Annotated in this window: 24 protein-coding genes and 2 pseudogenes; 8 read left to right on the plus strand and 18 right to left on the minus strand. The window is 71.0% G+C overall.

The window, feature by feature from the left end; all coding sequences use genetic code 11:
* Positions 1-284: 284 nt before the first annotated feature.
* Positions 285-931, minus strand: a pseudogene (locus Voc01_RS54510) (tyrosine-type recombinase/integrase); the annotation flags it as partial.
* 315 nt (positions 932-1,246) lie between these two features.
* Entirely contained in the window at positions 1,247-1,465 is a 219-nt protein-coding gene (locus tag Voc01_RS48710) for a hypothetical protein (RefSeq protein WP_203934617.1), read from the minus strand.
* 197 nt (positions 1,466-1,662) lie between these two features.
* Between Voc01_RS48710 and Voc01_RS48715 the strand changes: the two genes are divergently transcribed.
* Together Voc01_RS48715 and Voc01_RS53785 are read left to right on the plus strand one after the other, a co-directional pair.
* On the plus strand, positions 1,663-3,546 hold the full coding sequence (locus Voc01_RS48715; RefSeq protein WP_203934618.1) for a hypothetical protein: 1,884 nt from the start codon (positions 1,663-1,665) through the stop codon (positions 3,544-3,546).
* Positions 3,547-3,554: 8 nt separating this feature from the next.
* A complete protein-coding gene (locus Voc01_RS53785) occupies positions 3,555-7,265 on the plus strand; it encodes an ATP-binding protein (RefSeq protein WP_239161043.1) in 3,711 nt (1,236 codons plus the stop codon).
* Between the two features lie 65 nt (positions 7,266-7,330).
* On the opposite strand, the pseudogene Voc01_RS54515 reads toward Voc01_RS53785, so the two are convergent.
* Positions 7,331-7,689, minus strand: a pseudogene (locus Voc01_RS54515) (tyrosine-type recombinase/integrase); the annotation flags it as partial.
* Positions 7,690-9,060: 1,371 nt separating this feature from the next.
* Positions 9,061-9,285, minus strand: coding sequence for a hypothetical protein (locus Voc01_RS48725; protein ID WP_203934620.1), 225 nt, complete (start codon positions 9,283-9,285; stop codon positions 9,061-9,063).
* A gap of 872 nt (positions 9,286-10,157) precedes the next feature.
* On the opposite strand from Voc01_RS48725, the gene Voc01_RS48730 reads away from it, so the two are divergent.
* From Voc01_RS48730 to Voc01_RS48740, 3 genes are all read left to right on the plus strand, one after another.
* Positions 10,158-10,511 carry a hypothetical protein gene (locus tag Voc01_RS48730; protein WP_203934621.1) on the plus strand — a complete coding sequence of 118 codons (354 nt, stop codon included), beginning with the start codon at positions 10,158-10,160 and terminating at the stop codon, positions 10,509-10,511.
* A gap of 108 nt (positions 10,512-10,619) precedes the next feature.
* The gene (locus tag Voc01_RS48735) at positions 10,620-11,942 is read left to right on the plus strand and encodes a hypothetical protein (protein WP_203934622.1); all 1,323 of its coding nucleotides are present in this window, start codon (positions 10,620-10,622) and stop codon (positions 11,940-11,942) included.
* A 301-nt stretch (positions 11,943-12,243) separates the two neighbouring features.
* On the plus strand, positions 12,244-13,176 hold the full coding sequence (locus Voc01_RS48740; protein WP_239161044.1) for an MBL fold metallo-hydrolase: 933 nt from the start codon (positions 12,244-12,246) through the stop codon (positions 13,174-13,176).
* A gap of 109 nt (positions 13,177-13,285) precedes the next feature.
* On the opposite strand, the gene Voc01_RS55115 is transcribed toward Voc01_RS48740, so the two are convergent.
* The 6 genes from Voc01_RS55115 to Voc01_RS48760 form a co-directional block, all read right to left on the minus strand.
* The gene (locus tag Voc01_RS55115; RefSeq protein WP_507772768.1) at positions 13,286-13,660 is read right to left on the minus strand and encodes a hypothetical protein; all 375 of its coding nucleotides are present in this window, start codon (positions 13,658-13,660) and stop codon (positions 13,286-13,288) included.
* Positions 13,612-13,890 (minus strand): Sir2 family NAD-dependent protein deacetylase, encoded by a 279-nt coding sequence (locus Voc01_RS55120; protein ID WP_507772769.1) that lies wholly within the window; start codon positions 13,888-13,890, stop codon positions 13,612-13,614. The genes Voc01_RS55115 and Voc01_RS55120 overlap by 49 nt, the downstream gene beginning before the upstream one ends.
* On the minus strand, positions 13,788-14,201 hold the full coding sequence (locus Voc01_RS55125) for an SIR2 family NAD-dependent protein deacylase (protein ID WP_507772770.1): 414 nt from the start codon (positions 14,199-14,201) through the stop codon (positions 13,788-13,790). Before Voc01_RS55125 ends, Voc01_RS55120 begins: the two co-directional genes overlap by 103 nt.
* A 216-nt stretch (positions 14,202-14,417) precedes the next feature.
* A complete protein-coding gene (locus Voc01_RS48750; protein ID WP_203934623.1) occupies positions 14,418-15,161 on the minus strand; it encodes a hypothetical protein in 744 nt (247 codons plus the stop codon).
* A gap of 80 nt (positions 15,162-15,241) precedes the next feature.
* On the minus strand, positions 15,242-15,922 hold the full coding sequence (locus tag Voc01_RS48755) for a maltokinase N-terminal cap-like domain-containing protein (protein ID WP_239161045.1): 681 nt from the start codon (positions 15,920-15,922) through the stop codon (positions 15,242-15,244).
* Positions 15,912-16,499 (minus strand): dihydrofolate reductase family protein, encoded by a 588-nt coding sequence (locus tag Voc01_RS48760; RefSeq protein ID WP_203934624.1) that lies wholly within the window; start codon positions 16,497-16,499, stop codon positions 15,912-15,914. Before Voc01_RS48760 ends, Voc01_RS48755 begins: the two co-directional genes overlap by 11 nt.
* Positions 16,500-16,625: 126 nt before the next feature.
* Here Voc01_RS48760 and Voc01_RS48765 point away from each other — a divergent pair, with 126 nt between their 5' ends.
* Positions 16,626-17,603 (plus strand): RNA polymerase subunit sigma-70, encoded by a 978-nt coding sequence (locus Voc01_RS48765; protein ID WP_203934625.1) that lies wholly within the window; start codon positions 16,626-16,628, stop codon positions 17,601-17,603.
* Between the two features lie 31 nt (positions 17,604-17,634).
* Here the strand turns inward: Voc01_RS48765 and Voc01_RS48770 are convergent, their stop codons facing one another.
* Complete coding sequence (locus Voc01_RS48770) at positions 17,635-18,072, minus strand: hypothetical protein (protein ID WP_203934626.1); 438 nt, start codon at positions 18,070-18,072, stop codon at positions 17,635-17,637.
* Positions 18,073-18,096: 24 nt separating this feature from the next.
* Positions 18,097-18,390: a hypothetical protein gene (locus Voc01_RS48775; RefSeq protein ID WP_203934627.1), complete on the minus strand. Its 294-nt coding sequence runs from the start codon at positions 18,388-18,390 to the stop codon at positions 18,097-18,099.
* 217 nt (positions 18,391-18,607) lie between these two features.
* Between Voc01_RS48775 and Voc01_RS48780 the strand changes: the two genes are divergently transcribed.
* Positions 18,608-18,817: a hypothetical protein gene (locus Voc01_RS48780; RefSeq protein ID WP_203934628.1), complete on the plus strand. Its 210-nt coding sequence runs from the start codon at positions 18,608-18,610 to the stop codon at positions 18,815-18,817.
* 51 nt (positions 18,818-18,868) lie between these two features.
* Here Voc01_RS48780 and Voc01_RS48785 read toward each other — a convergent pair whose 3' ends face one another.
* From Voc01_RS48785 to Voc01_RS48805, 5 genes are all read right to left on the minus strand, one after another.
* Complete coding sequence (locus Voc01_RS48785) at positions 18,869-19,342, minus strand: hypothetical protein (RefSeq protein WP_203934629.1); 474 nt, start codon at positions 19,340-19,342, stop codon at positions 18,869-18,871.
* Positions 19,343-19,372: 30 nt separating this feature from the next.
* On the minus strand, positions 19,373-20,272 hold the full coding sequence (locus Voc01_RS48790; RefSeq protein WP_203934630.1) for a hypothetical protein: 900 nt from the start codon (positions 20,270-20,272) through the stop codon (positions 19,373-19,375).
* Positions 20,273-20,282: 10 nt separating this feature from the next.
* Positions 20,283-20,786: an RNA polymerase sigma factor gene (locus Voc01_RS48795; protein WP_203934631.1), complete on the minus strand. Its 504-nt coding sequence runs from the start codon at positions 20,784-20,786 to the stop codon at positions 20,283-20,285.
* Between the two features lie 115 nt (positions 20,787-20,901).
* Entirely contained in the window at positions 20,902-21,765 is an 864-nt protein-coding gene (locus tag Voc01_RS48800) for a hypothetical protein (RefSeq protein WP_203934632.1), read from the minus strand.
* Positions 21,762-22,259, minus strand: a complete 498-nt coding sequence (locus tag Voc01_RS48805; RefSeq protein WP_203934633.1) for a SigE family RNA polymerase sigma factor — start codon at positions 22,257-22,259, stop codon at positions 21,762-21,764. The genes Voc01_RS48800 and Voc01_RS48805 overlap by 4 nt, the downstream gene beginning before the upstream one ends.
* A 128-nt stretch (positions 22,260-22,387) precedes the next feature.
* On the opposite strand from Voc01_RS48805, the gene Voc01_RS48810 reads away from it, so the two are divergent.
* Positions 22,388-23,479: an ankyrin repeat domain-containing protein gene (locus Voc01_RS48810; protein ID WP_203934634.1), complete on the plus strand. Its 1,092-nt coding sequence runs from the start codon at positions 22,388-22,390 to the stop codon at positions 23,477-23,479.
* Between the two features lie 23 nt (positions 23,480-23,502).
* On the opposite strand, the gene Voc01_RS48815 is transcribed toward Voc01_RS48810, so the two are convergent.
* Positions 23,503-23,928: a hypothetical protein gene (locus tag Voc01_RS48815; RefSeq protein WP_203934635.1), complete on the minus strand. Its 426-nt coding sequence runs from the start codon at positions 23,926-23,928 to the stop codon at positions 23,503-23,505.
* Positions 23,929-23,943 lie beyond the last annotated feature (15 nt).

The following is a 23,943-nucleotide window of genomic DNA, read 5'->3' on the forward strand; positions in this document are numbered from 1 at the left end:
ATTGTGAGTCCGATGCTCGGACTTTCTGGCCACCACAGTCCGAGCGGGGTGTCTAACTGGGTGACAACGGGAGCACCCGCGGCCGGTCATGGATGGACGTTCGCAGACTGCTGGCCCACCTCACGATGATTGAACGCCCGGCCTGGGTGCCATGATCATTGCCTGGGGGTCAAGGGGTCGTCGGTTCGAATCCGGCCGTCCCGACACGATGGCGGGGCCGCTTGGCCGGATGAAAATCCAGGTCAGCGGCCCTTTCTGTTGCGCCATCATCGCTGGCTCATGATCTAGACCGCCCGGGGCCGGGGACCGTCTGGGGACCGGCGGACCGACAGGTGCCTGCTCAGCGCCTCACCGGCCGCTTCGATCGACCGCCTGTCCGGGTGCAGGTAGCGCTGCGTTGTCGACAGCGACCCGTGGCCGGCGATCTTGCGGAGCACGTGGACCGGTACCCCGGCGTCGGCCAGCCAGGTCAGCCCGGTGTGCCGTAGGTCGTGCCGGCGTAGGTGCTCGAACCCGAGCTCGGCCACCACGTCGTCCCAGTGGGTGGCGTCGCGGAGCACGGCCGTGCTGATGCGCCCGCCGCGAGGGCCGGTGAACAGCCGCGAGTCGGCGACTTGGCTTGGTCGAGCCGATGGCCGACCATCTCTCGGATCTCCTCGATGAGGGGCACCCGGCGTGCCCGCTTGCCTTTGGTGCCCTTGTCGACCAGACCGCCGGGACCTGGGGTGGTCTGGCGTCGGACGGTCCAGGTCCAGGTGTCCCGGTCGATGTCACCGGCCCGCACACCGGACACCTCGCCGATGCGCGCGGCGGTGCAGGCGGCGAACATGACCACGTCGCCCCAGCCGGCGAACCGGTTTGCGGAATGTTTCACGAGCGAGGACGCCAGCCAGACGAGGGAGTCCCAGTCCGGCAGCGCCAGCGAGCGCGGACACTTCTGATGCCGATGAGATGACATGCATCGGCTTCGCCTCGTGGACGCCTGCCATGCCTCCGAGGCTTGCTTGAGCCGTGTGCCGCGACGAGTGGCACGCACGGTTCTGCGAGGGCTCCGGCGCAGCAATGCGCCGGAGCTACCCGACATCGAACGGAGGGCCCACAGGTGGCCGTCGTAGCGGCAGGTGCGCAGCGGGGCGTCCAGGAAGCCGATGGTGTCGGCGTCGCCGCGGCCGGCGGACAGGGCGCGGCGACGATCTCGCTGCGCTGGGCGTCGGCGACCGCGGCGATCTCCGTGAGGAACCGCCGATCATGGCCCGCGGCTCTCGCCGATCGTGAGGGCCAGGGTGGCCCAGTCCATCAGCCGGCCGGCGATCTGATCGGCCCGGGCGTCGGCGCCCGGTACGAACGGCAGTATCAGCAGCGCCGGCCCGCTGACGATCGCGGTGATCACGAGCGTGACGCCGACCGCCACCGCGATGACGAGCCGGGGAACGACGCTGATGCGGACCTGGGGGATGGTGAACATGGCGACTCCATTCCGAGGGTGCCGCGTCCTTCGCGGCTCCACCCATCAGACGGCAGGCCATGGACGTCCGGCATTGGATCCGGAGAAGGTCGGAGCATCTCGGAGACGTTCAGACGATGTCACGGTCCGCGACGGGCAGGTTTCCTGCAGTAAGGCGAATCGGACACTGCGCACCCCCGGCAGGAGCTCATCTGACCATGCATCACGCGCGAGGAGCACTGGCGGCGGAGCTGGAGCGGCTGCTGCGAGCGGCGGGCTCGCCCTCGTACCAGGCCCTCGAGAGCCTGGGCGGCCCGCCCCGCTCGACGGTCAACAACTGGATCACCGGTGCCTCGGTGCCGCGGGAGCCCGATCAGCTGCTGCGACTCATCGACGCGATCGGGCGGGCGGCCCCCGAAGTGCCCCCTGACCTGCTCGACCGGGGCCGATGGCGGGTGCTGCTGGGCAACGTGCGCGCCGAGGAAACCGCGGTGCGCCGAGGGACCGCGCTGACCGGGCGGAGCGAGCCGGTGCCCGACGGGGTAGGCGGGCACTTGCCGCCGAACCCTCGGGCGGCCGCCGACGGCGCCGTGCCGGACCCTTGGCAGTCGCACGCGACGTGGTTCCTCGGCCAGATCCGGGCCGACCGCAACCCTCGGGTCTGCATCGTCGGTGCCGTCGACTCCGGCAAGAGCAGCTTCTTCCGGTTGCTCGCGCAGGACCAGCCGCACCTGATGCACGGGTTCCGGTACGCCTACTGGCGCCTCACCGCCGACCGGGAGGCGACCAGCGGCGCCGGCTTCTGGGTGTCCCTGTCGCAGGTGCTCGGCCTGACCGAGGTACTGAATCCGCAAACGGCCGTGCGGCGGCTGCCCGAGGCCCTGGCGGAGCGGTACGCCGACGACGGCACCCGCGTAGTCGTGCTGGTGCTCGACGAGTGGGATGACGCCCAGTGGCACGCGGACGGCTTCGTCGACGCGGTCAGTGTGTCGCGGCTGGTGCAGTTCGTGCACAGCGACCAGATGCACCACGAGCGGCCCGTCCGGCTCGGACTGTGCTACATCACCCGATTTCCGAGCATCCACTATCTGACCCGCTTCGCGCGGCGGTCCAACAGCAAGGAGCTCGTCCGCCTCTCCGGCGAGCTGGCCGAGCGCGGCTTCGTGCCGGCGCGGTTCCCCTTCCTCGACCGCGAGCCGGCCGCGGCCCTGCTCGCGGCGCTGGGCTGCCCCGGTGAGGACGCCGAGGAGGTGCTGGGCGCGTGCGGCGGCTGGGCCGGGCTGCTGGCCTCGGCTGTCCGCCGGATCGGGGCGGCGGGGCGGTGGGGTGCGGCGGCTCGGTCGGCAGTCCTGGACGACCTGGAGCTGATGCTGGACAAGACACTGCTCCCCGAGGTGATGGACCAGGCCAGACTCACCGACCGCGAGGCGGCCTGGGCGAGGATCCTGCGCGACATCGACGCCGGGGCCGATCCGCCCGGGCGGTACGGGCTGCCGACCGCGTTCGAGGCGGCCCCGGGCACCGGTACCGCGGCCCTTCCCGGCCTTCTGCGGGCGTTCCTCGCCCCGCCCGTCGATCTCGTGGTGGACCTCGAGAACCTGTGCATGCGGTTCAAGCTGCACTTCGACCGGGACCCCGTGGCGTACCCGACCGGTCTGCTGAACTTCTGGCGCAGCGTGCTGCCGGCGGCGATCGCGCACGCGGCCCGGGAGTACGACATCCCGGCGACGAACGTGGTGATCGCGGCGAAGAGCAAGGAGCGAGCCTACGAGGTGCTGGGGCCGCTCCCGACGGGATGGCGGGCGCTGCCGCCCGGCATCCGGGTCGAGGCCGGTCACCCGTCCGAGGCCGACGACAAAGTCGCGGTGGGGTACATCTCCGGCGGCGCCGGCGCGAACCCCGCCGCCCGGTTCGTGCTGCTCAGCGAGGACAGCGAGAACCTGGGGATCCTCAGGGCGCTGCACGTGGCGAACCTCGTGGCCTGGACACCGTTCGAGGCGCCCCGCGGCACCAAGGCGGCCGTCGCCGAGTCGTGGACGGTCCGCGAGAACCTGCTGCCCGCGGTCGGCGTGGCCCGCCCGCCCGTCAACCCGTCCAAGTGAGGAGTCGTATGGCAGCCGGTGCGGCGAACAGCCGGGCGTCGTGGTTCATGCTCAACCAGCGCGCGCAGACGCTGCGCCCCATGAATCTGCGCGGCGGCGGTCCGTCGGTGCGCTCGAACATCAGCGCGGTCCGCCTCGGCGCGGGCGGCGACGGTCTGCTGATCACCGTGGTCGACACCCAGGCCCCGGCGCTGCGGCCGCTGCACGTGCAGCACGAGCGATTCGGCCTGATCCTCGCCGCGCCGCAGCTGGAGCCGTGGGCCGCCGACCACGACGGGCCGCGGCCGGCCGACCTGGCCGGCGACCCGGCCGGCCGGCTGACCGTGTTCGGGCCGGGCGGGCAGGCGGTCGTGGCGCAGCACGCGCTCACCGTCGGCGACGCCGCCGAGGGTGGCCGGATCGAGCTGCGCCTAGCCGACGGACGCGGCAACCCGGTGGTCGCCGGCCGATGGCGGCTCGAGCTGCGGCGCGGCGGCCGCCACCTGACGATCGACCAATGGGCCGCGGCGACCACCGGCGACGCCGCGACGATGCTCGCGCACACCCTCGCCCGAGCCGACGCCCTCGGCGACCTGATGCCCCAATGGCCCGCCCTCACCATGATCGATCCGGCGCCGCCGCGGCGCGCCACGGTCGAGGCCTGGTTCGCCTTCCACAAGCGGCAGCTGAAGCTCAGCGAGCTGACCATTCCGCAGACGAACCCGTACCGCAGCCCGGTCATGCTGGTCGGCTTCCGGTCCTCGGCGCCGCCGCACATTCTCGTGTGCGAGACGACGCACGGCTGGTTCGACGCCGCCGAGGTGCCGACAGACACCGGGACGGCGGTTCGTGGCGCCGGATTCCTCGACTGCGTCACGTCGGCCACCGCCCATGCGGCCGCCGAGCGCCTGCTGTCGGTCCTCGGCGAATCCGAGGTCCTGATCACCGTGGTCGACGTGTGCCCGACCCCCGGCGTCGAGACGCCCCCGGAGCCCGTGTTCCGCCACGACCTGGTCGGCGGCCTGGCCGCGGCGGTGGAGCTTCGCGACGATGTCCCGGTCGTCAGCGAACCCATCGTCGAGCGAGTCAATGGCGGCTTCAGCATCCGCGGCCAGAGCGGGGCGTTCCTCGGCGGCGGCACCGAGGAGGCCGGACCGGCGCTGCTCATCGGGGTCGCCCATCCCAGCGGCCGCCGGTACGTGATCGAGTATCTGCTGCCGTTACCGGGCGGCGATCTGCTCCACGACCTGTTGCAGACGCTTGGGCAGCTACTGCGGGAGCTCGGCTTCCATGACGCGCTGGGGCTCGACTTCGGGCCGGTCCCCGCGCTGGAGCTGGTGCCCGGCGGAGAGCCGGCGGATGTCGCCGCGCGCGACACGTTCACCAGCCAGGAGCGCACCTTGGAGCGCGCGCGGATGCTCCTGCCCACCGAGGCCGAGGACGGCGATCCAGCGTCCCGGGCGGCGCTGCAGTTCGCGCTCGACGACCTGGTGCAGAGCGCGCTGCGCGACCCGGACGAGCACTCACGGATCTCCCGGCTGCTGCGGGTCTACCGCGTGCCGTTCGACGACCTGCTCGCCTTCCGGCAAGGGCGGCTCGTGCTGTCGCTGATCGTCGCCGAGCTGTGCGTGGAGGCCGCGTTCCCGGTCGTGTCGCCCTCGGCGGGCCCGGGCGAGACGGCGGAGCTGCGGCACCTGACCGCGTCGCTGTTCGCGGCGCGACCTGCGGTGGATGTCTTCACCGACGCCCTCACCAGCTTCATGCGGGCCCAGGTCACCGATCACGCCCGGACCCGGGCCCGCGCCGTGTCGCGGGTCCTGAACCTGGTCAACGAGTGGCTCGTCGGCCGGCAGAACCGGCCGCACCACAGCCGCATGACGCTCGACGCGCGCGGGCTCACGGGCCCGCAGCTGCTGCGGCTGCACGAACTGCTCCGGAGGGCCCCGTGGCTGGCCTGGTATGTGATGAACCGAACGGGTCCGCGCCGCTTCCGTATCAGGCTCGACCACGCCGCCTTGCTGGAAGTGCTCGGCCTGACCCGGCCCCGGACCCGGTACGTGCCGGGCGAGAACAGCGCGAAGAGCAACCCTGGCAACTGGCGCTCGGTCGTCGGTCAGCTCGACCTGTCCGAGCTGCTGGACCGCTACGTCATCGACGCGCAGGTCGCCGAGCGCCTGGCCGACGAGCCCCGGCTGCTGGACGACCTCGCCCGCGCCTGCGAGGCGATGTACCACCTGCCGTGGCAGGCCCGGCGGGCGGTGCAGTCTCTGACCGAGCTCGGCCCGCTCGCCGACGAGCTCGACGGGCTCGCCGGCCGCGGCGCCGAGCAGCGGACGGGATCACTCGCCGACGTGGCGGTGGTGGTGGACGCGCCCGGCGGCGAGCTGCCGCCCCGCGTGTGCCTGGTCAACGCCGAGGGCACCCGACGCTGCCAGGTGCTGCTGGGCGAGAACGCACGGTTCACCCTGGCCGAGTACGCCGTGGGCGTGCCGGACGCGGCGTTCTACATGAGCGCGCCGTTCGCGCTGCCGGGCACCGACGCGCAGCTCACGCTCGGCGACGGCGTCGAGGAACGGACGGTCGAGCTCAAGCCGCGCACCGGGCTCGACGGGGGCAGCGGGTCGGACTCGGAATGGGTGGACCTGACACTGTTCCGTGGCCGTCATGAGCAGCTCACCCAGATCCTGGGCACGATGCACCCGAGCGCGACGGTCCGGGCGCCCGTCGCCGTGTTCGGACCGCGGGGCGCCGGCAAGACCACCCTGGCCGTGCACGCCTGCCGGCAGGGGATGAGCCGCGGCTGGCTGCGTGGCTTCATGAAGGTCGACCTCTTCGTCGACCCGGTCGACGCCGAGGGCGATGCCTACCTCGAGTCACTCGCCCACGTCCTCATCGACAAGGCCGGCAGCGAGCTCGACCTGTCGATCGCCCGGCCCGTCGCCGACCCGGCCACCGCCCTCGACCAGATCGACCTGGCCGCGGCGGGGAGGCCGGTCGGCATCATCCTGGACGAGTTCGACCGGTTGCTCTCCCACGGGGCCGACTCGCCGCTGCAGCGCCTCGCGGTGCGCCTGGGCCACAAGCGGTGGCGGAACCTCGCCGTCATCGCCACCGTCCAGCGCTTTTACCGCAACGCCGCCGAGCTCGAGACGTGGGAGCTGATCGGCTGTCCGGCCGACCTGAGCTGGCGCGACGGCATCACCTACTTCGGGCCGCCGCTGCTCGCCGTCGAGGAGGGCGTACGGGTGATCGACGAACTGCGGGCCCCGGTGGTCCTGCCGATCGCCTTCCGCGACTTCGTCCACCGCCGGCTCGGACTGCGACCGTTCCTGTGGGGGCGGCTGCGCCGGCGTATCGAGAGCGGCCTGCTCATGAGCGGCGGCTACGCCGTGGCCGATCCGGCGGAGCTGGACCGGATCATCGACGGGTTCATCGATGACGTGCAGTACCTTGGGCAGCCGTTGCAGGAGTCGGACGGCGTATCGGTGTCGGAGGCGCGACGGCGCGACCTGTTCACCGCCGGGGAGAAACGGATCCTGGCGTGCTTCGCCACCTCACAGCGCAAACGGCTGTCGGTCGAAGAGGCGGTCCGGGTCGGCGGTGCGCTCGCGGTGCGGGAGCTGCAGGAGCGTGCGTACGCGCGGGTCGCCGACGGGCAGCTGCAGCTCGCGGTGCCACTGTTCGGGGAGTACCTGCGGGCGCACGCGCTTGACTTCGAGGAGTACGTGGTGCCCGCGTGAGGCCGCCGCGAGCCCGCAGCCGGTCGGTCTCCTGTTCGGAACCATCGCTCCGGACCCGGCAGGCCGCCTGCGCCGACGATCGACCGCCTGTCCGGGTGCAGGTAGCGCCGCGTCGTCGACAGCGACCCGTGGCCGGCGATCTTGCGGAGCATGTGCGCCGGGACCCCGGCATCGGTCAGCCAGGTCAGACCGGTGTGCCGCAGGTCGTGCCGGCGCTCTTGCTCGAACCCGAACCCGGCCACGACGTCGTCCCAGTAGGTGGCGTCACGGAGCACAGCCGTACTGATGCGCCCGCCACGAGGCCCGGTGAACAGCCGCAGGTCGGGCGCCTTGGCCTGGTCGAGCCGGTGGCCGATCATCTCCGGATCTCCTCGATGAGCGGCACCCGGCGTGCTCGCTTGCCCTTGCTGCCCTTGTCGACCAGGGCGATGGAGTTCGACCGTGAGGTGGTCAAACGTTCGGCTGAGGGGGAGGCGGGACCTTGCCTCCGCTCAGATTGCCGGCGGCGGTGACGCTGGCCGCCGAGTCCGCCGCAGCTCCACTTCCCGGTGACGGGGTTCCGGAACCGGCTGCGCAGACCACGGCCAGTGTGACCACGGCCAGGAAACGGAATGGTCGACGTGTGATGCGCATAGGACCTCCTAGGACAGGTGTCTTCGAGGCGTTCGTCCGTGTTCCCTGCCGTCTGCCCGGGGCGCCCAACGGATCGGCGCTACAGCCAGAGCCCACCCGGACCCGGTGGCGGCGGCGGGGGTGGAACCTTGTATGTGCCCATACCACTGGGTATGGCGGTCCCGCCCGTCGGCAATGCCTGGCTCAGAGCGGCGCCCATGACCGCGGAGAGCATGGTCGCAAGCAGCCCACGCGCGAGTATCGATCGTATTGACACGGTGTCCCCTCGGATCCGGTAGCCAGTCTCACCGAACGGGCGTTCCACAGACGTTCCGTGGACGGCAGCCTTCGCGGGTGGCAGCCGTGGTCGGGTACCGAGCCGGTCAGTGCACACACGTGGCGCTTCGGAACTGTAGTACGAGCGGCCGATCATCGCCCGGCATCGGCCCCCGCTCGGGACGAAAGGCGATTCGGTCAGCTCGTCGACGCATTCTCGGGTCGGCAATGAGGCGGCGCGGCCTCGACGAAGAAATGATTCGCTCACACGGACTTGGTTCTCCGCTGAGCAGCGGAGACAACACGAATGTGTTACTGCCTCGGTTGTTTTCGAGGCCGACAGTGAAAACGCCGAACGAGCCACCCTTTCCGCTATTCGTCCTTGTTGCCCATACCTTCGGTTGCGCTTTGACTCGAAAGGTTCCGCCGCCTGCCGGGCGTTGTTGTCCATGCTCTTTCCATGCTTAGTGTGGTGAAGCACCAAATCACCGGTCACTGACGGTTGAAACGGCTAGGGCTCTCTCTCCCGCCGTCGTCGGCAATCGCCAACTTGAACCTCACCACGAAGGGCACAGCACGCGTATTCTCGGCACCCTCATCTCCACCGTTGCCATTTCGGCGACGGCGCTCACCGTCGGCGTCGCCCCCGCGCTCGCGTCTGTCACCTTCGACTCGACCACCGGCAAAGGCTTCGTCGGCAAGGGCGACGTGCAGACCGTCCTCGGCTACAACAACACGGCGTTGCAGCGGGCCGTCGACAACAAGAGTCTCTCGTTCACGGCGACGCAGCCGACGTCCCAGTAGCTGTCGCAGGCCGCCACCCAGGCCGGTTCGCAGGTCGGTGTCCAGTCCGGTTTCATCCTCAACGGCTGGGCGGCGAGTCCGTCCTATGCGCCGGGAACCACCACTACACGTTCGTACCGGTCAGCAGCACGCAGTGGGGGGACTGGGACGCCGCCCCCGGCGAGAACCCGAGCTCGTGCCTCGGCGGCTCCCCGGGCGTCACGATCATCAGCAACGACACCACGGAAGGTGCCGTCACCGACGGAGCGATCGTCGACGGCACCGTCACCGACGGGGTGATCACCGCCGGCAGCACCACCGACGGCGCCATCACCGAGGGCGAAGCCACATACGGGACCGTCACAACCGGCGCTGTCACTCCCAGCGGACCGGCCCAACTGCTCGTCAACGGCAAGGCTCTCTGAACGCCCGCACCACAACGGCAGCCCTCGGCCACGTCCAATGGCCGAGGGCTGCCGCCATGACCGCAGGCCGGTAGCAGCGTGTCCGCCTGCGGTCATGACGATTCAGGCCGGCGGTGCCGGGGGCACGGCGGCACCGTCGTCCACTTTCGGCGGACGCCGAACGCCCGTGACCACTGGCAGTTCGGGTGATGGCCCTTGGGTCCGCCACAGGTTTGGCTGACCGGTGTAGCCGAGTGAGCCGAGGTGAGCCGCCGTGTGGTCATGGTTCAGGCCGGGAGATCAGATCCGCGCTGTCGGAGACATCCAGGGGTCCGGCGGCCTTCACGTGGGTCACGGAAGCATCGGACACGTCGAGGGGTCGGCACCCGGATCACGCATGTTCCGTCCGGCCACGTGACGCCCTGTCTCACGGGCCTGTACGGCGCGGCGGAGCCGGTGCGGTCGGGCCGGTACGTCGAGGGCTCGTCGAGCGGCTCGGGCCCGGGCGACCTGGCAGCGGCCATGGCCGTACCGGTGTTCCTGTACCTGGTGGTCACCGGGCTGACGCTGCCGCCGCTGATGCTTCTGGGCAGCTGGGTCGGCGCACGGTGGTGGCCAGTCGGGTCCTACCCGGTCGACGGGATACACATTCCGCTGACGGGGGCGGTCACGGCGCTCGCGGCAGTCTCGGTGCTGATGGCGCTGCGGTGCCTCCTCAGGGCCGGGCGCCGCGCCGGTCGTCGCATTCGCTGTGTGCGCGGGACTGGCGTGGACGGGCTGGTTCAACACACTGGCGGATCGGTTCGGATCGCCTCTGATGTGGCGTCAGCCCGTCGCCGTCGGATGGGCACTGGCCATCGCCGTGGTGGTGGCGGTGGCGGTGGCGATCGTGCTTCGCCGGCTGCGGCGCGTGATCCCGGGCTGGCTCTACCCGGGCCTGCTCGCCGTCGCCCTCGGCGTGGCTGCCGCGGCGGCGTACCGGTCGGACGCATGGAGGACGTCGTACTGGGCTGCGCAGTGGTGGAGCAACTGGGTCCGGGAGAGCCGGTACCCGCTGTCGGCACCGGTCGGGGCTCTGGTGTCCCTCGGTGTCCCCGCCGTGCTTGCCCTGGGGCTGGCGGTGGTGCGGGTCAGGACTTCAGCGGGGCGGTACCGGTCAGCTGGCCGATGAGGTCGGGCACCGCCATCGATTAACCTTCGCGCGCGTGGTCACGACGGCCGCCGGAACCGAAGGAGGGGCGAGGTGCGACGGATAAGGGCAGCCGTAGCGACAGCGACGGTGGGCGCGGCAGTCATCGCGGGTGGCCTGTTGGCACCGGGCGCCGCGTACGCGGCGAATGCGCCGGTGGTCAACTGGGCCACCACCAACGAACAGGACCTGTCGCGGATCCAGGTATCGGTGACCGCCGACGCGCCGATCACCCGGATCACCGCGCATTTGTTCCGGCAGTTCACCACCGATGAGGTGGCAACCACCAGCGCGTTCAGCCTGGTGCAGGATTCCGGCGCCACCACCGTGTGGGAAAGCGCGTCCCTCCGGTTGCCGGACCTGGGGGTCTACCGGCTGGACATCGAGGTCACCGACGCCGACGGCGCCACCACCCGACGCAACGACGCCGGTGTCCTCGCGTACTTCGCCCGCACGTTCTTCGACCAGATGAGCACCAACCGCACCGAGGTGACCTACCAGCAGCGCCAGGTCACCATCCGCGGACGCCTGATGGGACGGTGGCCGACCGGCCTGGTCCAGCCGCTGGCCGGCTTCCCCGTGTACGGGACGGCATATCCGCCGGCCGGTCCGGGTGGCGCCCCCTCGACGACGACACGCGCAGACGGCACCTTCGCCGTGACCGTGACCATGGGCGGCCAAGGTTGGGTCCAGGCCCAGTACCCGTCCACCGACGACCACCCCGGCTTCTTCGCCGGCAACTCGCCGCAACTGCCGATCGGTGTGCGGGGAGCGCCGACGCGGCTGACCCTGTCGGTGAGCAGCACCAGGTTGGTCTACCCGCAGGAGCTCACCGTCACCGGCCAGCTCACCCGCAACCTCGGCGAGGGATGGCAGCCCGTTCCCGACGCCTACATCGGCATCTCGTGGTGCTCGGTCTTCGGCGGCGAATGCAACCCCGGCGTGGACAGCGTCACCACCGACGCCAACGGCAACTACACCGTCACCATGACGCCCGCCATCAGCGGCTGGTTGGAACTCGGCCACCACGACATCGACCCGTTCCTCGGATCGGTGACCAAGACCAGCGCGCAGGTGGTGGTGCTGCACCGGACCGAGTTCGTCGACTTCACCGCCACCCGCACCGGCACCGACCAGGTCGCAGTCCAAGGAAGCCTGAAGTTCGTCACCGGTGGGAACCCCACCCGCCAACCGGTGGAGATCCAGTACCGGCCGCTGACCGGAGGCGAATGGCAAACCGTCGCCACCGTGACCACCACCACCTCCGCCCCGCAGGGACACCGCTTCGCCGGAACCGTGACCCAACCGGCAGCCGGATTCTGGCGCGCCCACTACGCCGGACGGCCACAGCAGACGCTCCCCGCCACCAGCGGCCGTGTACGCGTCGACGACACCGCCCCGCGGGCGACGTAGTCGACGTCCTGGGCGGTGACCCACCCGGCCACCGCCCGGGACCACCGACGGCCCGCTCGCCGATCGCGTGGGGCTGCACCCCGGCCTCGCGCCGCCGCTCGACCTGCGCGGCGAGCTCACGCTCGCGGTCAGGAAACGAGTGGGTGGCGGGACGGCGACCGTGCATCGGGAAGGCGCCGACCGAGAGGCTCCTCGTCACGGTGGATGCTCGACCTGCGGCGTGGTCGTGGAGGTCGTCGGGTGTGAGCGGCCCCCGATAGTCTTCCGGTACCGTCCCGCATGAACCGGAAAGAGGCTCGACGTGTCAGTGAAGCGACTCCCCCCGGGCGACGCGCACGCGATCGGCGACCGGGTGTGGGCATACGTCCAACCGGACGGCACCTGGTGGGTCAACAACGCCGGGTTCATCCTCGGCGACGACGGCGTCGTGGTGGTCGACACCTGTGCGACGGAGGAGCGCACCCGCGCGTTCCTCGCCGTGGTGGACGCGCACACCGGCGCCACGCCCGTGCGCTGGGCGGTGAACACGCACACCCACGGCGACCACACGTACGGCAACAGCCTGCTGCCCGCCGCGACCACGATCGTCGGACACGAGGCGATGCGCGAGCACCTGCTCACCGATCCCATCATCGAAGGGTGTCCACCGTTGTGGGATCCGGTGCCGGACTGGGGCGACGTCGAACGGCGCGTCCCGTCGGTGACCTTCCGCGACGCGCTGACCCTGCACCCCGGCGGCCACCGGGTCGAGGTGCGGCATCCGGGCCACCCGGCCCACACCACCGGCGACGCGGTGGTCTGGCTGCCCGACCAGCGGGTGCTGTTCTCCGGCGACCTGCTGTTCCACGGCCTCACCCCGCTCGTCTTCATGGGCTCGGTCACCGGTGCCATCACAGCGCTGCGGTGGATCGCCGACCTGGACCCGGCGGTCGTCGTACCCGGGCACGGACCGCTGATCCACGGTCCCGACCTGGCCCGCGTCCTCGACGAGCACGAGCGCTACTACCGGCTCGTCATCGACCTCGCCGAACGGGCCATGGCGTCCGGAACTCCGGTGCTGGAGGCGGCCCGCGCCGCGGACCTCGGACCGTTCGCCGACTGGGCCGACCGCGAACGGCTGGTCGCGAACATGCACCGGGTCGTCGCCGACGCCCGAGGCGAGCACCTGGACCCGGCCACCGCCCTGATCGACGCGGTCACCTACCTCGGCGGCCCCATGCCCACCTCGGTCTGACCACCTGCGGTCGGCCGTGTCGGCGGGGAGACCCGTCGACGGTGCGGTGTGGCCCGTCCGATCGCTCATGCCGATGACGACGGACCGTCAACCTCGAGGATCAGCACAGTCATGTCCAGGATTCGCTGATAGTACGCACGGCCGTCGTCGTCCAGTTCGGGGATGACGCGAAGGAGCCGCTGTTCCTGGTCCGAAAGGATCTCCAACTCCAATCGTCGAGGACGCCACCCTGCTGCAGCCACACGGATATGCAAGCACTCGGGTCGCTGTCGAGCAGGACCATGTCGGAGCCGGCCACGTCGGCGCCGCGCCACTGGCTCGGGAAGGGCGCGTTCCGGTGGGTCTCATACAGCGCTGCGACCGCCGGGTACACGACACCCGAGGTCCCGACGATCAGCAGTACCCCGCACGCGGCCGCGGCGTTCACCGCGGCGTTCACCGCGGCCTCCAACGCCGCTTCCGGCAATACCTCGCCGAACCACACCACACCCGGCCGGACGAGCGCGCCACAACGGTCGCACCGTGGCGGCGGTACCCGGCGGCCGTCACCGTGATCGTCGACGCCCTGGATCCGGCCCGCTCGTGCAGATCGTCGACGTTCTGGGTGACCACTACGGTGTCCGGCAGGCGGGCCTCGATCTCGACCACCGCCAGATGTCCGGCATGGGGCCCGGCCGCACGAGCCGCAGCCGTCGCCACTCGTACCAGCCCCACACCAGATCCGGGTCGGCGTGGAACGCCTCCGCAGTGGCCAGCCGGGACGCATCGTAGCGGGCCCACAGCCCGGTAAGGCCGTCACGGAACGTCGGCACGCCCGATTCGGCGGACATCCCCGCGCCGGTGAAGACCACCACCCGACGAGCCCGGCCCAGCAGCCGCGCCGCACCGGACAGCGCATCGTTCTCCACCCGACGGATCCTTTCACCCGGGTACACCAACGCGTCCGCACCACCCAGCCACGAGCCGGTGGGCAGCCCGGATTTCGATCGTCTTGTCGATCGTGACCCGGCCGTGTGGTCGGCCATCTACGTCCTCACCGGCGTGGTGCAGGACGACCCGATCATCTCCAGTCCCGGTACGGCGAACAGCTGGACGCGACCCGTGTGCGTCTACGCGAGCAGTTCGGGGAAGGGTTCATCGCCGATCGCGTGGGGTGACGCAACGCCGTAGGAGGGCATCGCGCACAGGACATCCGCGTTGCGCATCGGCACCGCCGCGAGGAACACCGAGAGCGGGCCGGATCATCCGATTGCCCCGCCCTCGATGAGCAGCAGGAAACCCGGGTGGGGGTTCGCCACGGTGACCACGTTGGCCAGCACGACCACCAGCGCGGCCAGGGCCAGCACCGCGATGAGCACGCTGACCCACCGGCGACGCTGCCGCCACGTCACCACCGACAGGGCGATGAGGACGGCCGCCACCACGCCGGCGAGGGCGCCCTTCCACACGTGCCACCGCACGTACTCGTCGAGCATCACGTCCAGGGCCGGTGACACCGGTCCGTTCTCGACCTGGTTCCGGACCTGGGCCACGGCGGCGGCCAGTTCGGCGGTGGCGGGACCGGAGGCCAGCGTCGGCAGCAGCGTGCCGAAGGGTGACACGGTCCCCTGGACGTTGGCGATCAGCAGCACCGCCGCGGCGAGGGCGAGCGCCCCGACCGGTAGCCGGAACCGCCGGAGCCGGACGGCCAGTGTCAGCAGCACCGCGAGCAGCAGCAGGGCGATCACCACCCGCACCAGGTGGTAGCGGAACTGGTGGTCGACGAGGTGCTGGAGGTCGGGCGGGAAGTCCCGGCCGCCGCCCGAGGACCAGTACGCGACGAAGGCACGCGGGAAGTCATCGGAGTTGCCGGGGAACAGCAGCGGCGGCGCGAGGAAGTACGCAACGGCAAGGAGACCGGCCGCGGCGGCGAGCCCGATGTCGCGCCGCCGGGCGGTGGTGTTCGAAGGCGGGAGCCCCGGGTCAGCGGGAGCCGCATCTGTCATGCGTCGACGTTAGGACGACGTCCGCGGCCTCCGACAGCACGTTGAACCGACTCCTGAAGTAGACCCAGCCCTACCTGCGATCAGTGGACGTAGGCCAGCGGTGACGGAGTCGGTTGCCCCTGCCACGTCCCGCTCAGCCGGGCGTCCGTCGCTACGGGGACGGAGTCGAGGCGGCGGAGCACCGCGAGGACGACCGTCGGGGTCGTGATCAGGGTGGGGTCGTCGCCGGTCACGTGGTCGACGGTGCCGATCCCGACCTCGACATCGCTCGACGGCGCGTTGCTGACAACGGTCATGGTGGGCTCACGACGTTCGAGTCGGCCGTCGGTCTCGATGAACTCGTCGGCCTGGGCGGCACCCGCGAGGATCGCGCGGGCCAGCGCCGTCACGTAGACCGGATCGGCACACCCGTCGTACACCCAGCGCTTACCGAGCACGGAGTGGTCGATGTTGCCGACGAGCCACCGGTCGGCGCCGGGAAGCGGCGCACCGCGGTAGGTGAGCGGGACCTGATGGACCGGCCCGCCGCCGGACCGCACCAGCAGGGTCTCGATCCCGACCTCGCCGGCGGGGTCGTCGAACCGGTAGGCACCCACCCGCGTCAGGGCGGTGTCGGCCGTTCCCTGATACCAGGAGCGGTCCGGCGGCCGCGACCGCGAACAGCCCGACCGTCGACGCGGCGCCCCAACCGTCGTCGGCGCCGCGCCGAAGTCCTGCAGGGCGCGGGCGCCGATCAGCGGCGCCCTTTGTTCATGCCGCACCGCCGGCGGTGGTGAAGCGGTACCTGACGTAGGCGACTCCGGCGCCGACGGTCCGGGTCTCGACCAGCCGTACGGGTGTGGCGTGGCTGGTCGCACCGAACAGACGCAGTCCGGCACCGACCACGACCGGGAAGATCATCAGTCGTAGCTCGTCGACCAGGTCGTGTTCGATCAGCGTGGCACCGAGCAGGTAGCTGGCGTAGACGAGGATGTCGCCGTCCACCGTCTGCTTCAGCTTCCGCACCTCCTCCACGGCGTCGCCGTTCAGGACCGTCGCGTTGCTCCAGTGCGCCTGCCTCGGCGTGCTGGACACCACGTACTTGGGCAGGCTGTTCAGCCGGTCGGCGAACGCTCCGTCCCGGGCCAGCCATCGCGCGGCGAACCACTCGTCGCTACGCCGGCCCAGCAGCAGTGCCGCCGCGCCCATCGCCTCCTCGAACTCGACCTCGGCCCACGCCCCGAGGTCCGCCCCGCCGGACTCGTTGAACCAGCCTCCGAGCCGGAAGCCCTCCTTGCCGTCGGGGTCCTGAACCACCCCGTCGAGCGAGGAGTTCGTGCTGATGATGAGCTTTCCCATGTCCGTTGTCTCCCTGCCGTGAACCGATGACACGTGAGGTAGACACCGCGTGGCCGGTAAAGGGGCGCCCCCTTTCCGCCTCGGCCGGTGTCCGTACGGGGAGACGTGGGAAGGGGTGAGCCGCGAATGACCGAGACGGCCGTCGAGGAGTTCCGGGAACTGACCGAGCCGTACCTGCGGGAGCTGCAGGTCCACTGCTACCGGATGCTCGGATCGGTTCAGGACGCCGAGGACGCGCTGCAGGACACGCTGCTGGCCGCCTGGCAGGGCTTCGCCGGGTTCGAGGGGCGCTCGTCGCTGCGTACCTGGCTCTACCGCATCGCGACGAACCGGTGCCTCAACGCCCGCCGGTCCGCCGGTCGCCGCCGGGCCAGGGAGCGGGGCAGGGAGTGGGACGTGCCGAATGTCGAACCGCCCGCGCCGACGCGTCTCGGCGAGGTCGTCTGGTTGGAGCCGCTGCCCGACGCCCTGTACGAGGACCCGGCCACGCCCGGCCCCGAGGCGCGTTACGAGCAGTCCGAGGCCGTCTCCCTGGCCTTCGTGACCGCCCTGCAGCTCCTGCCGCCGCGCCAGCTCGCGGTGCTGATCCTCCGCGACGTCCTCGGCTTCCACGCCGCCGAGGTGGCCGAGATGCTCGACGCGAGCGTCGAGTCGGTCAAGAGCGCCCTCAAACGCGCCCGCGCCACGCTGGAGTACCGGCGACCCACGGCGCCGGCGCCCGCTCCCGGCTCCCCCGCCGAGGAAGCCGTCGTGGCGGCGTTCGCCCGCGCGTGGGAGTCCGCCGACGTCGACGCCATCGTGGCCCTGCTCACCGACGACGTCTTCATGTCGATGCCGCCGATGCCGTTCGAGTACGCCGGCCGGGACCTCGTCGCGCGCTTCTGCACCAGCATCTTCGCTTCGGGTCGCCGGTTCACTCTCGTCGCGACGCGCGCGAACGGACAGCCCGCGTTCGGCGCGTACCTGCGTACCCCCGGCGGTATCAGCCACGGGGTCGGCCTGTACGTGCTCACGCTCACCGGAGACCGGATCGGTGCCCTGACCCGCTTCGAGAACAGCCTGCTCTCGCGGTTCGGGTTGCCACGGTCGGTCCCGGACCGCTGATCATTGCTTCCTGGTCGCTTATTCCAGGCGGCTATTTCGAGGCGGTGCAACCGCCGCTGCCCTCGTCGGCGCCGCCCCAGCTGAAGCCGGTCTCGTAACCGAACGCCGACCGGTTCAGCTCCGCGACCTGGATCGTCAGCGGGAACGACCGGGGCGAGGTGAAGGTCAGGACCATCGGTGTCGGCTGCGACTCGCCGGTGGGTGCTCCCAGCGTCCATTCGCCGGAGCCTTCGGAGAAGTCGAGCGTTCCGACGGGGGTGCGCTCTCCGGCGAGACCCGCCATGCTCGACGCGGCGAACGTATGGTCGGCCCGCAGTGTGAGGGAAAGTCCGTTGTCGCACGACCAGGTGCCGCCCATGCGCTCCTCGGTCACGTCCACCGACACACCGACGACGCTGACGAACGCGAGCGCGCAGCCGGCAGCGAGCACCAGCACCGCGCCGATCAGGATTCCCCGTCTGTGCCGCATGCCCGGGCAATATACAAACATCGCTCAATCACAGGACGGCGTGAGGCTACAGCGGCGGCTGTAGCCGCCGCCGTCGCCGAAGCCGCCCGCATCGCCGTGTCCGCCGGGATCGACGTATCCACCCGATCCCGCGACGCGGCGTCGGGCTTCGTGGGCGATCCGGCGCAGCTGCCTGCGCTCCTCGGAGCAGGACGCGATCGTCGAGGCGTAGGCCCGTAGGCGGCTTCCGTCGTCGCCGCGAAGGTCGGCCAGAATCCGGTCCCAGATCCGTTCCCACGCCGGCGACCGGCCGTCCCACCACCGCTCCAGCGGCGCCACGGCCCGCGGTCATCACGTCGATCAGGGTGGCGACACGGGACCCGTCCACGTCCTCGCGCCGTGCCACCCACGCCGTCGCGAGCACGCCGACCGGCCACCGCCGGACGGCCAGCCACCGGAGTGCTCCACCCGCCATCCGTCCATCGTGCCGGATCCGAAGGGGTCCGATCACGGTCGGCAGCATGTGCGTCCCGCCGATCGGGGCCACAATACCGGGGTGATCATCGCATCGACTGCTCCGACCATCGCGGAACAGCCCTGGGTCGGCGTCGTCATCGGGCTCGTCGGCATGGCCGTGACCGCGTTCGTGTTCGTCCGGCTGCGGCGCATGCCGAATCCGCCGCGCGGCCAGATCGTCGGGGTCGCGGTGGTGTTCGCGGGGATGCTGGCCGCGTTCGCGCTCGGCGTCTACCACCTCACGCGCTGACGTGCGTCCGCAGGTCCGCGTCGCGCCGTGACCGCCGGGGCTCTGGTGTCGTCAGGCCTGATCGCGGTCGATCTGCGCGTCCCAGTGCCTGGTGAAGACGCTGTGGACCTGGGTGGCGATGGCCCGCAGGTCCCATTCGGGCACCTTGACGATGACGAGCTGGACACCCATGGTCGGCCCCTCGAGACCGAGGGTGAACTCGGGAAACCCCTGGCGCCAGGCAGGGTCGCGGACCTGGCCCTCCTGTTGTTCGGGACCGAGCGCCGCGAGCTCGCGGTACCAGGCCGGGTCGAGGAGCTGGTCCAGCTCCGACATCGCCGCTCCCGCTACCCGGTTGCGCAGACCCCTCACGTACTCCGGCGAGCACGTCCGTCCGCTCCGCGAGTCGCCCAGGAGCAGGGTCAGTCCCACCTCGGTCGGTTCCGGGTCGACCGGAGGCACGCCCGGGCCCTCAGGGTCGGTGTCCTTCCTGCCCTTACGCCTGCCGAACAGATTTCCCAGCGCCATGTGGGTGGCCTTCCTCACCAGCCTGGAGCATGAATCGGTCCCGGCGGATTATAGGCGTGCGCGGCGAGCGGGCGGGGACGGTGCGCGAGGCGCGGAGGGCGCGGGAGACCCGGACGGCGCGGAGGGCGCGGGAGACCCGGACGGCGCGGCGGGCGAGGGCGCGGCGCCGTCCGCCGATGCCCAGATGACGATGTTGTCGTCCCCGTCGTAGGCGGCGTCGTAGATCCGCCACGTCCCGGGTACCCGGTCGACCGGTCCCGTCGCGCATCCTCCGACGTTGTACAGGAGGCTCCTGCCCGTGGCCGCGGCGATCGCGCGGGCCTCGGCGACGGTCCTGCCGCGCAGCGCCGTGGTCTCGGCATCGACGTTCACGACACAGATCTCGGCCAGCTCGCCCGGCAGCGCGGCACGGCCGAACACGATCCGGGCGTGGGACGTGAAGTCGAGCGGAACCTTCACGCCGACGACGCAGGAACCGTGGGCCGCGCAGCGGCCCGGGGCTTCGATGTAGAACAGCTCTCCGCCCTCGCCGATGTCGCTGAAGACGACCTTGCCGACGTTCTCCGGACGGGTCGGCACGAGGGCGATCCTGATGTTCAGCCCACGGCGCCTGATCTCGGCCTCGTACCGGGCCGGGTCCGCGGCCGGATCCTTGATCGTGATGACCAGATATCCGGCGTCCTCGGTGATCGACAACGCGTTGGCCGGCAACGGTCCACCGACCGGCGACGGGAACGGCAGCACCGCGAAGACCGCGAACACGGCCGCGGCGAGTCCGGTGACAGCCACACCGGCGACGAGTCGACGCCGTCGGGGGTCGACCCGCGCGGGCCGGCACGCGGTGGCCATGATGCCCTGCAGCAGGGCCTCGTCCGGGCGGGTCCGCAGCTGAAATGTGGGGGCAAGCAGGCGGATCAGGTCGTCCTGCTCCTCGTCCAGGTCGTGCATCGTGGCTCCTCTATGGCGTAGTGGTGGCAGGCCTGAGTGCGTCGGCGAGACGTCTGCGGGCGCGGTGCAACCGGATGCGGGCGGCGTTGACGGAGCAGTCGAGCGTGACGGCAAGGTCCTCGGCACTCAGGCCCTCCCAGGCCACGAGTCGCAGCACCTCCCGGTCGGCGTCGGTCAGCGTGGCGAACGCCGCTCTGAGTGACGCCGGCACGTCCGGCTGAACCACCGTCTGCTGCGACAGCTCCAGGCGCAGCCGCTCGGCCAGGTCGGCCCGTCGTCGATCCGCCCGCTGCTGGTTGGCCATCACGTTGCGAGCCACCCTGAACAGCCACGGGCGTGCCCGGTCATCGGGAATCTCGTCGATACGGCGCCACGCCACGAGAAACGTCTCGGCGACGACGTCGGCGGCGTCCTGCGGCCGGTCCACCCGACGCAGTGCGTACCCGAGAAGATCCTGGGAGCACCCGCGGTAGAGGTCTTCGAACCGGGCGGCGCTGAAAGGTGCACGTGCCAAGGCATGGCTCCCGGGTGTCGACGGACGGTTGTCACCAGATACGTGTCCGTCCTAGACCGATCATTTCACCGCCGATTTCGCCTTCATCCCCGGTCGCGCCGGACCGGGCCTCGGGTCACCAGGCGAGTTGGTCGATGACGGCGAGGACCCGGTCGCGGGTCAGGTGTCGGCCGTCGTCGGAGAAGTTCATGGTCATCGTGAAGCCCTCGGCCTGCCAGCGCAGCGACCAGTGCCGGTCGTGGTCGGCGAGGACGGCCGTGCGACCGCCGATCGCGATGGTTTCGCCGGGTGGTCCAGCGGGTTCCGTCCCGCCGGTCGGGCTGATGAGGATCGTCAGGGCCGGCGGGTCGGGTCGGCTGTAGGAGAACGCGAACAGGTCGCCGTTCGGGGCCGGCGCCCGGACCGTCACCGGAACCTCCCGCCACGGCGGCGGGACGACCGGCAGGACCCGCTCGGGGTAGGCCGGTGCCGGCCGGCCGGTCGCCGCGTCGACGAGGACGCGGCCGGCGAGCGGTTCGGACAGCGTGAGTTCGACCGGCACGGCGGCACCGGACTCCCGGCAGTCGGCGGCCCGCCGGCTGTCGCCGCGCGCGGTGACCACCACCCGGTTGGCGTCGCCGGTGAACGTCGCCGTGACGCCTGCGAGTTCCATGCACTCACCCCCGGCGGGGAGCGGGTAGACGGTGATGGTCCGGTCGTCCCGCCCGATCACGGCCAGCGGCCACCGCAGCGGGGCGCGGTCGGGCACCGCGGTCGGGTCCGCCGGGGTCACCGTGGCGTCGCGCGCCGCCGGCAGCGCGGTCACGACGGCGCCCGCGAGCGTCAGCGCGAGGACCGCACCGGCGGTCGCCGCCGAGGTGACCAGGACGCGGCGCCGACCCGCACGACGCCGGATCGCCGCGATCGGCGGAGTGCGCAGGCGATCCGGGATGGTGGGCACCGACCGGTCCAGTAGGCGGTCGAGTCCGCTCTCGTTCATGACGGCATCCCTTCACCGACGAGGTCGCACAGGCGTGGATCGGCGCGGAGCCGGGCGAGCGCCCGCGAGGTGGACGATTTGACGGTGCCGACGCTGATGCCGAGAGTCCGGGCGGTCTCGGCCTCGGTGAGGTCGGCGTGGAACCGGAGCATGAGCACCGCCCGTTGCCGGTCGGGCAGGGCCGCCAGGGCCGCGCCGATCACCTGGCGAAGCTCGACGGCGTCGTGCTCGTCGGCGGTGGCGTTCTCCGGCAGGTGCCGCGTGGGCAGTTCGCCCCGCCACCGGCGGCGCCACCAGCTGAGGTAGGTCGTGGCGAGCATCGCCCGCAGATAGGCGTCGGGAGAGCCGTCCCGGAGCCGGTTCCATCGGCCGTAGGCACGCGCGAGGACGGTCTGCAGCAGGTCCTCCGCCCGGTGCCAGTCACCGGTCAGCAGCCAGGCCGACCGCAGCAACCGCTGCCACGCGACGGCCACGTACCCATCGAAGTCTTCCATCGGCGTCCCTCCAGCCCATCAACAACCTGGGACGGGCGGAAGGTTCCATCGTTCGCGTGGTCCGCGCCGCGCTCCACCGCACCGTCTAGTCTCGGTCCAGATCCACGGCTCGGTGAGGAGGTGGCCCGATGGACGTCCACAGGGATGTGGGAACAGCGGCGCGGTACGGCACCCGTGCGGAGTTCCTCGCGGTCTACCAGCCGTCCGCGGCGGCCACGTGGGCCGACCGGGGCCGCGGTCTGCTTCATCAGGCCCTGTGCAACAAGGACCCGGTGGAGCGGACGGCCATCGCTCATCGCCTGCTCGACGACGGCGCGGACGCCGCGACGGTGACCCCGGACGGATGGTCGACGGCTCAGCTCCTGACCGGGCGCGTGCCGGTCGACCGACGGGCGGATCTGGACGTACCCCTGCTGACCGCGCTGTTCGACGCCGGCTGCGACGTCAACCATGTGCATCCCGCGCGTGGCACCGCCCTGGTGCAACTGGCCGCGCAGTTCATGATGTCCGACGACGAGCTGGCACCGTACTACGAGGCGTTCCTCGCTCGACCCGACCTCGATCTGACCTCGGTGCGGGGCCGACGATCAGACCTGGCGACGATCAGACGGTGGCGTACGCGTCGCGGGAGGCTGGTGGAACTGCTCGAGGAGCATGTGCGGTCGCACGGGATGGAACTGCCCTCCGACACGGCGTTCACGCTCGCGCCGTGGGCGGATGCCGCGCGGATCCTGGCCGCCTACGAGCCGGACGACGCCGACCGGGTCGAACCCGGGTCCGGATGGACGCTGCTGCACCTCGTGCTCGACAATCCCGACGTCGATGCCCGCCTGCGGGTGGCACACCGGCTGCTCGACGACGGCGCGGATCCGGCCCTGGCAACTCCGGAGGGCCTCACTCCGGCCCACATCCTGCTGCGTCGTCACGGCGAGAGGGACTTCGTTCGCGAGGCGGCGTTCCTGCGGCGACTCCTCGACGCCGGAGCCGATGTCAACGCGGCCGCCGGGAACGGGGTGGGTACGCCACTGAACTGCCTGGCGGGGATGTCGAACTACGAAGAGACGAGCCGCATGCCGCTGTATGACGTCCTTCTCGCACATCCCGGGCTCGATCCGCAGACGAAGGTCGGCAGGTCCAGGACGGCATGGGACCTGATCGCGAAGACCCGGACCGAGGTGCTCCGGGCGCGGCTCAAGCAGCGGTTCGGGCTGGAGGGATAGGACCGGCCCGGGCAGGGACGGCCTCAGCGCCACCGCTCGCCAGGGGTGAGGAGGTACTGCCGGACAACGTAGGGCCACGGCACCACCGCCAGGAAGATGACGACGAGAAGGCACGAGATCGTGTACCCCCACGTCTCGTCGTCCATCCGATCGGAGAGCCACGCGGGCAGAGCCACCGCCCCCAGCCAGATCACCTTCCAGACCGACTCGAACACGAGCAGCGGAAGCATCGTCACGGGGTGGCGCAGGCCGACGAACGACAGGATCGACAACGCGGCCAGGATGCAGTAGACGAGGCTCTCCGTCCCTCGCCAGGACGGGTCGTGGTGCAGGACGACGGGCCACGTTTCGAAGGCCAGGCCGATCGCGAGCACCGAGTACCCGAAGCGCAACGCGTACAGGCGCGGCAACGACACATCGGCGTCTTTCACCAGGGTGTTCGTGGTCATGGGCCAACGGTAGGA

It is taken from the genome of Virgisporangium ochraceum (assembly GCF_016863655.1).
Taxonomy (GTDB): Bacteria; Actinomycetota; Actinomycetes; order Mycobacteriales; family Micromonosporaceae; genus Virgisporangium; species Virgisporangium ochraceum.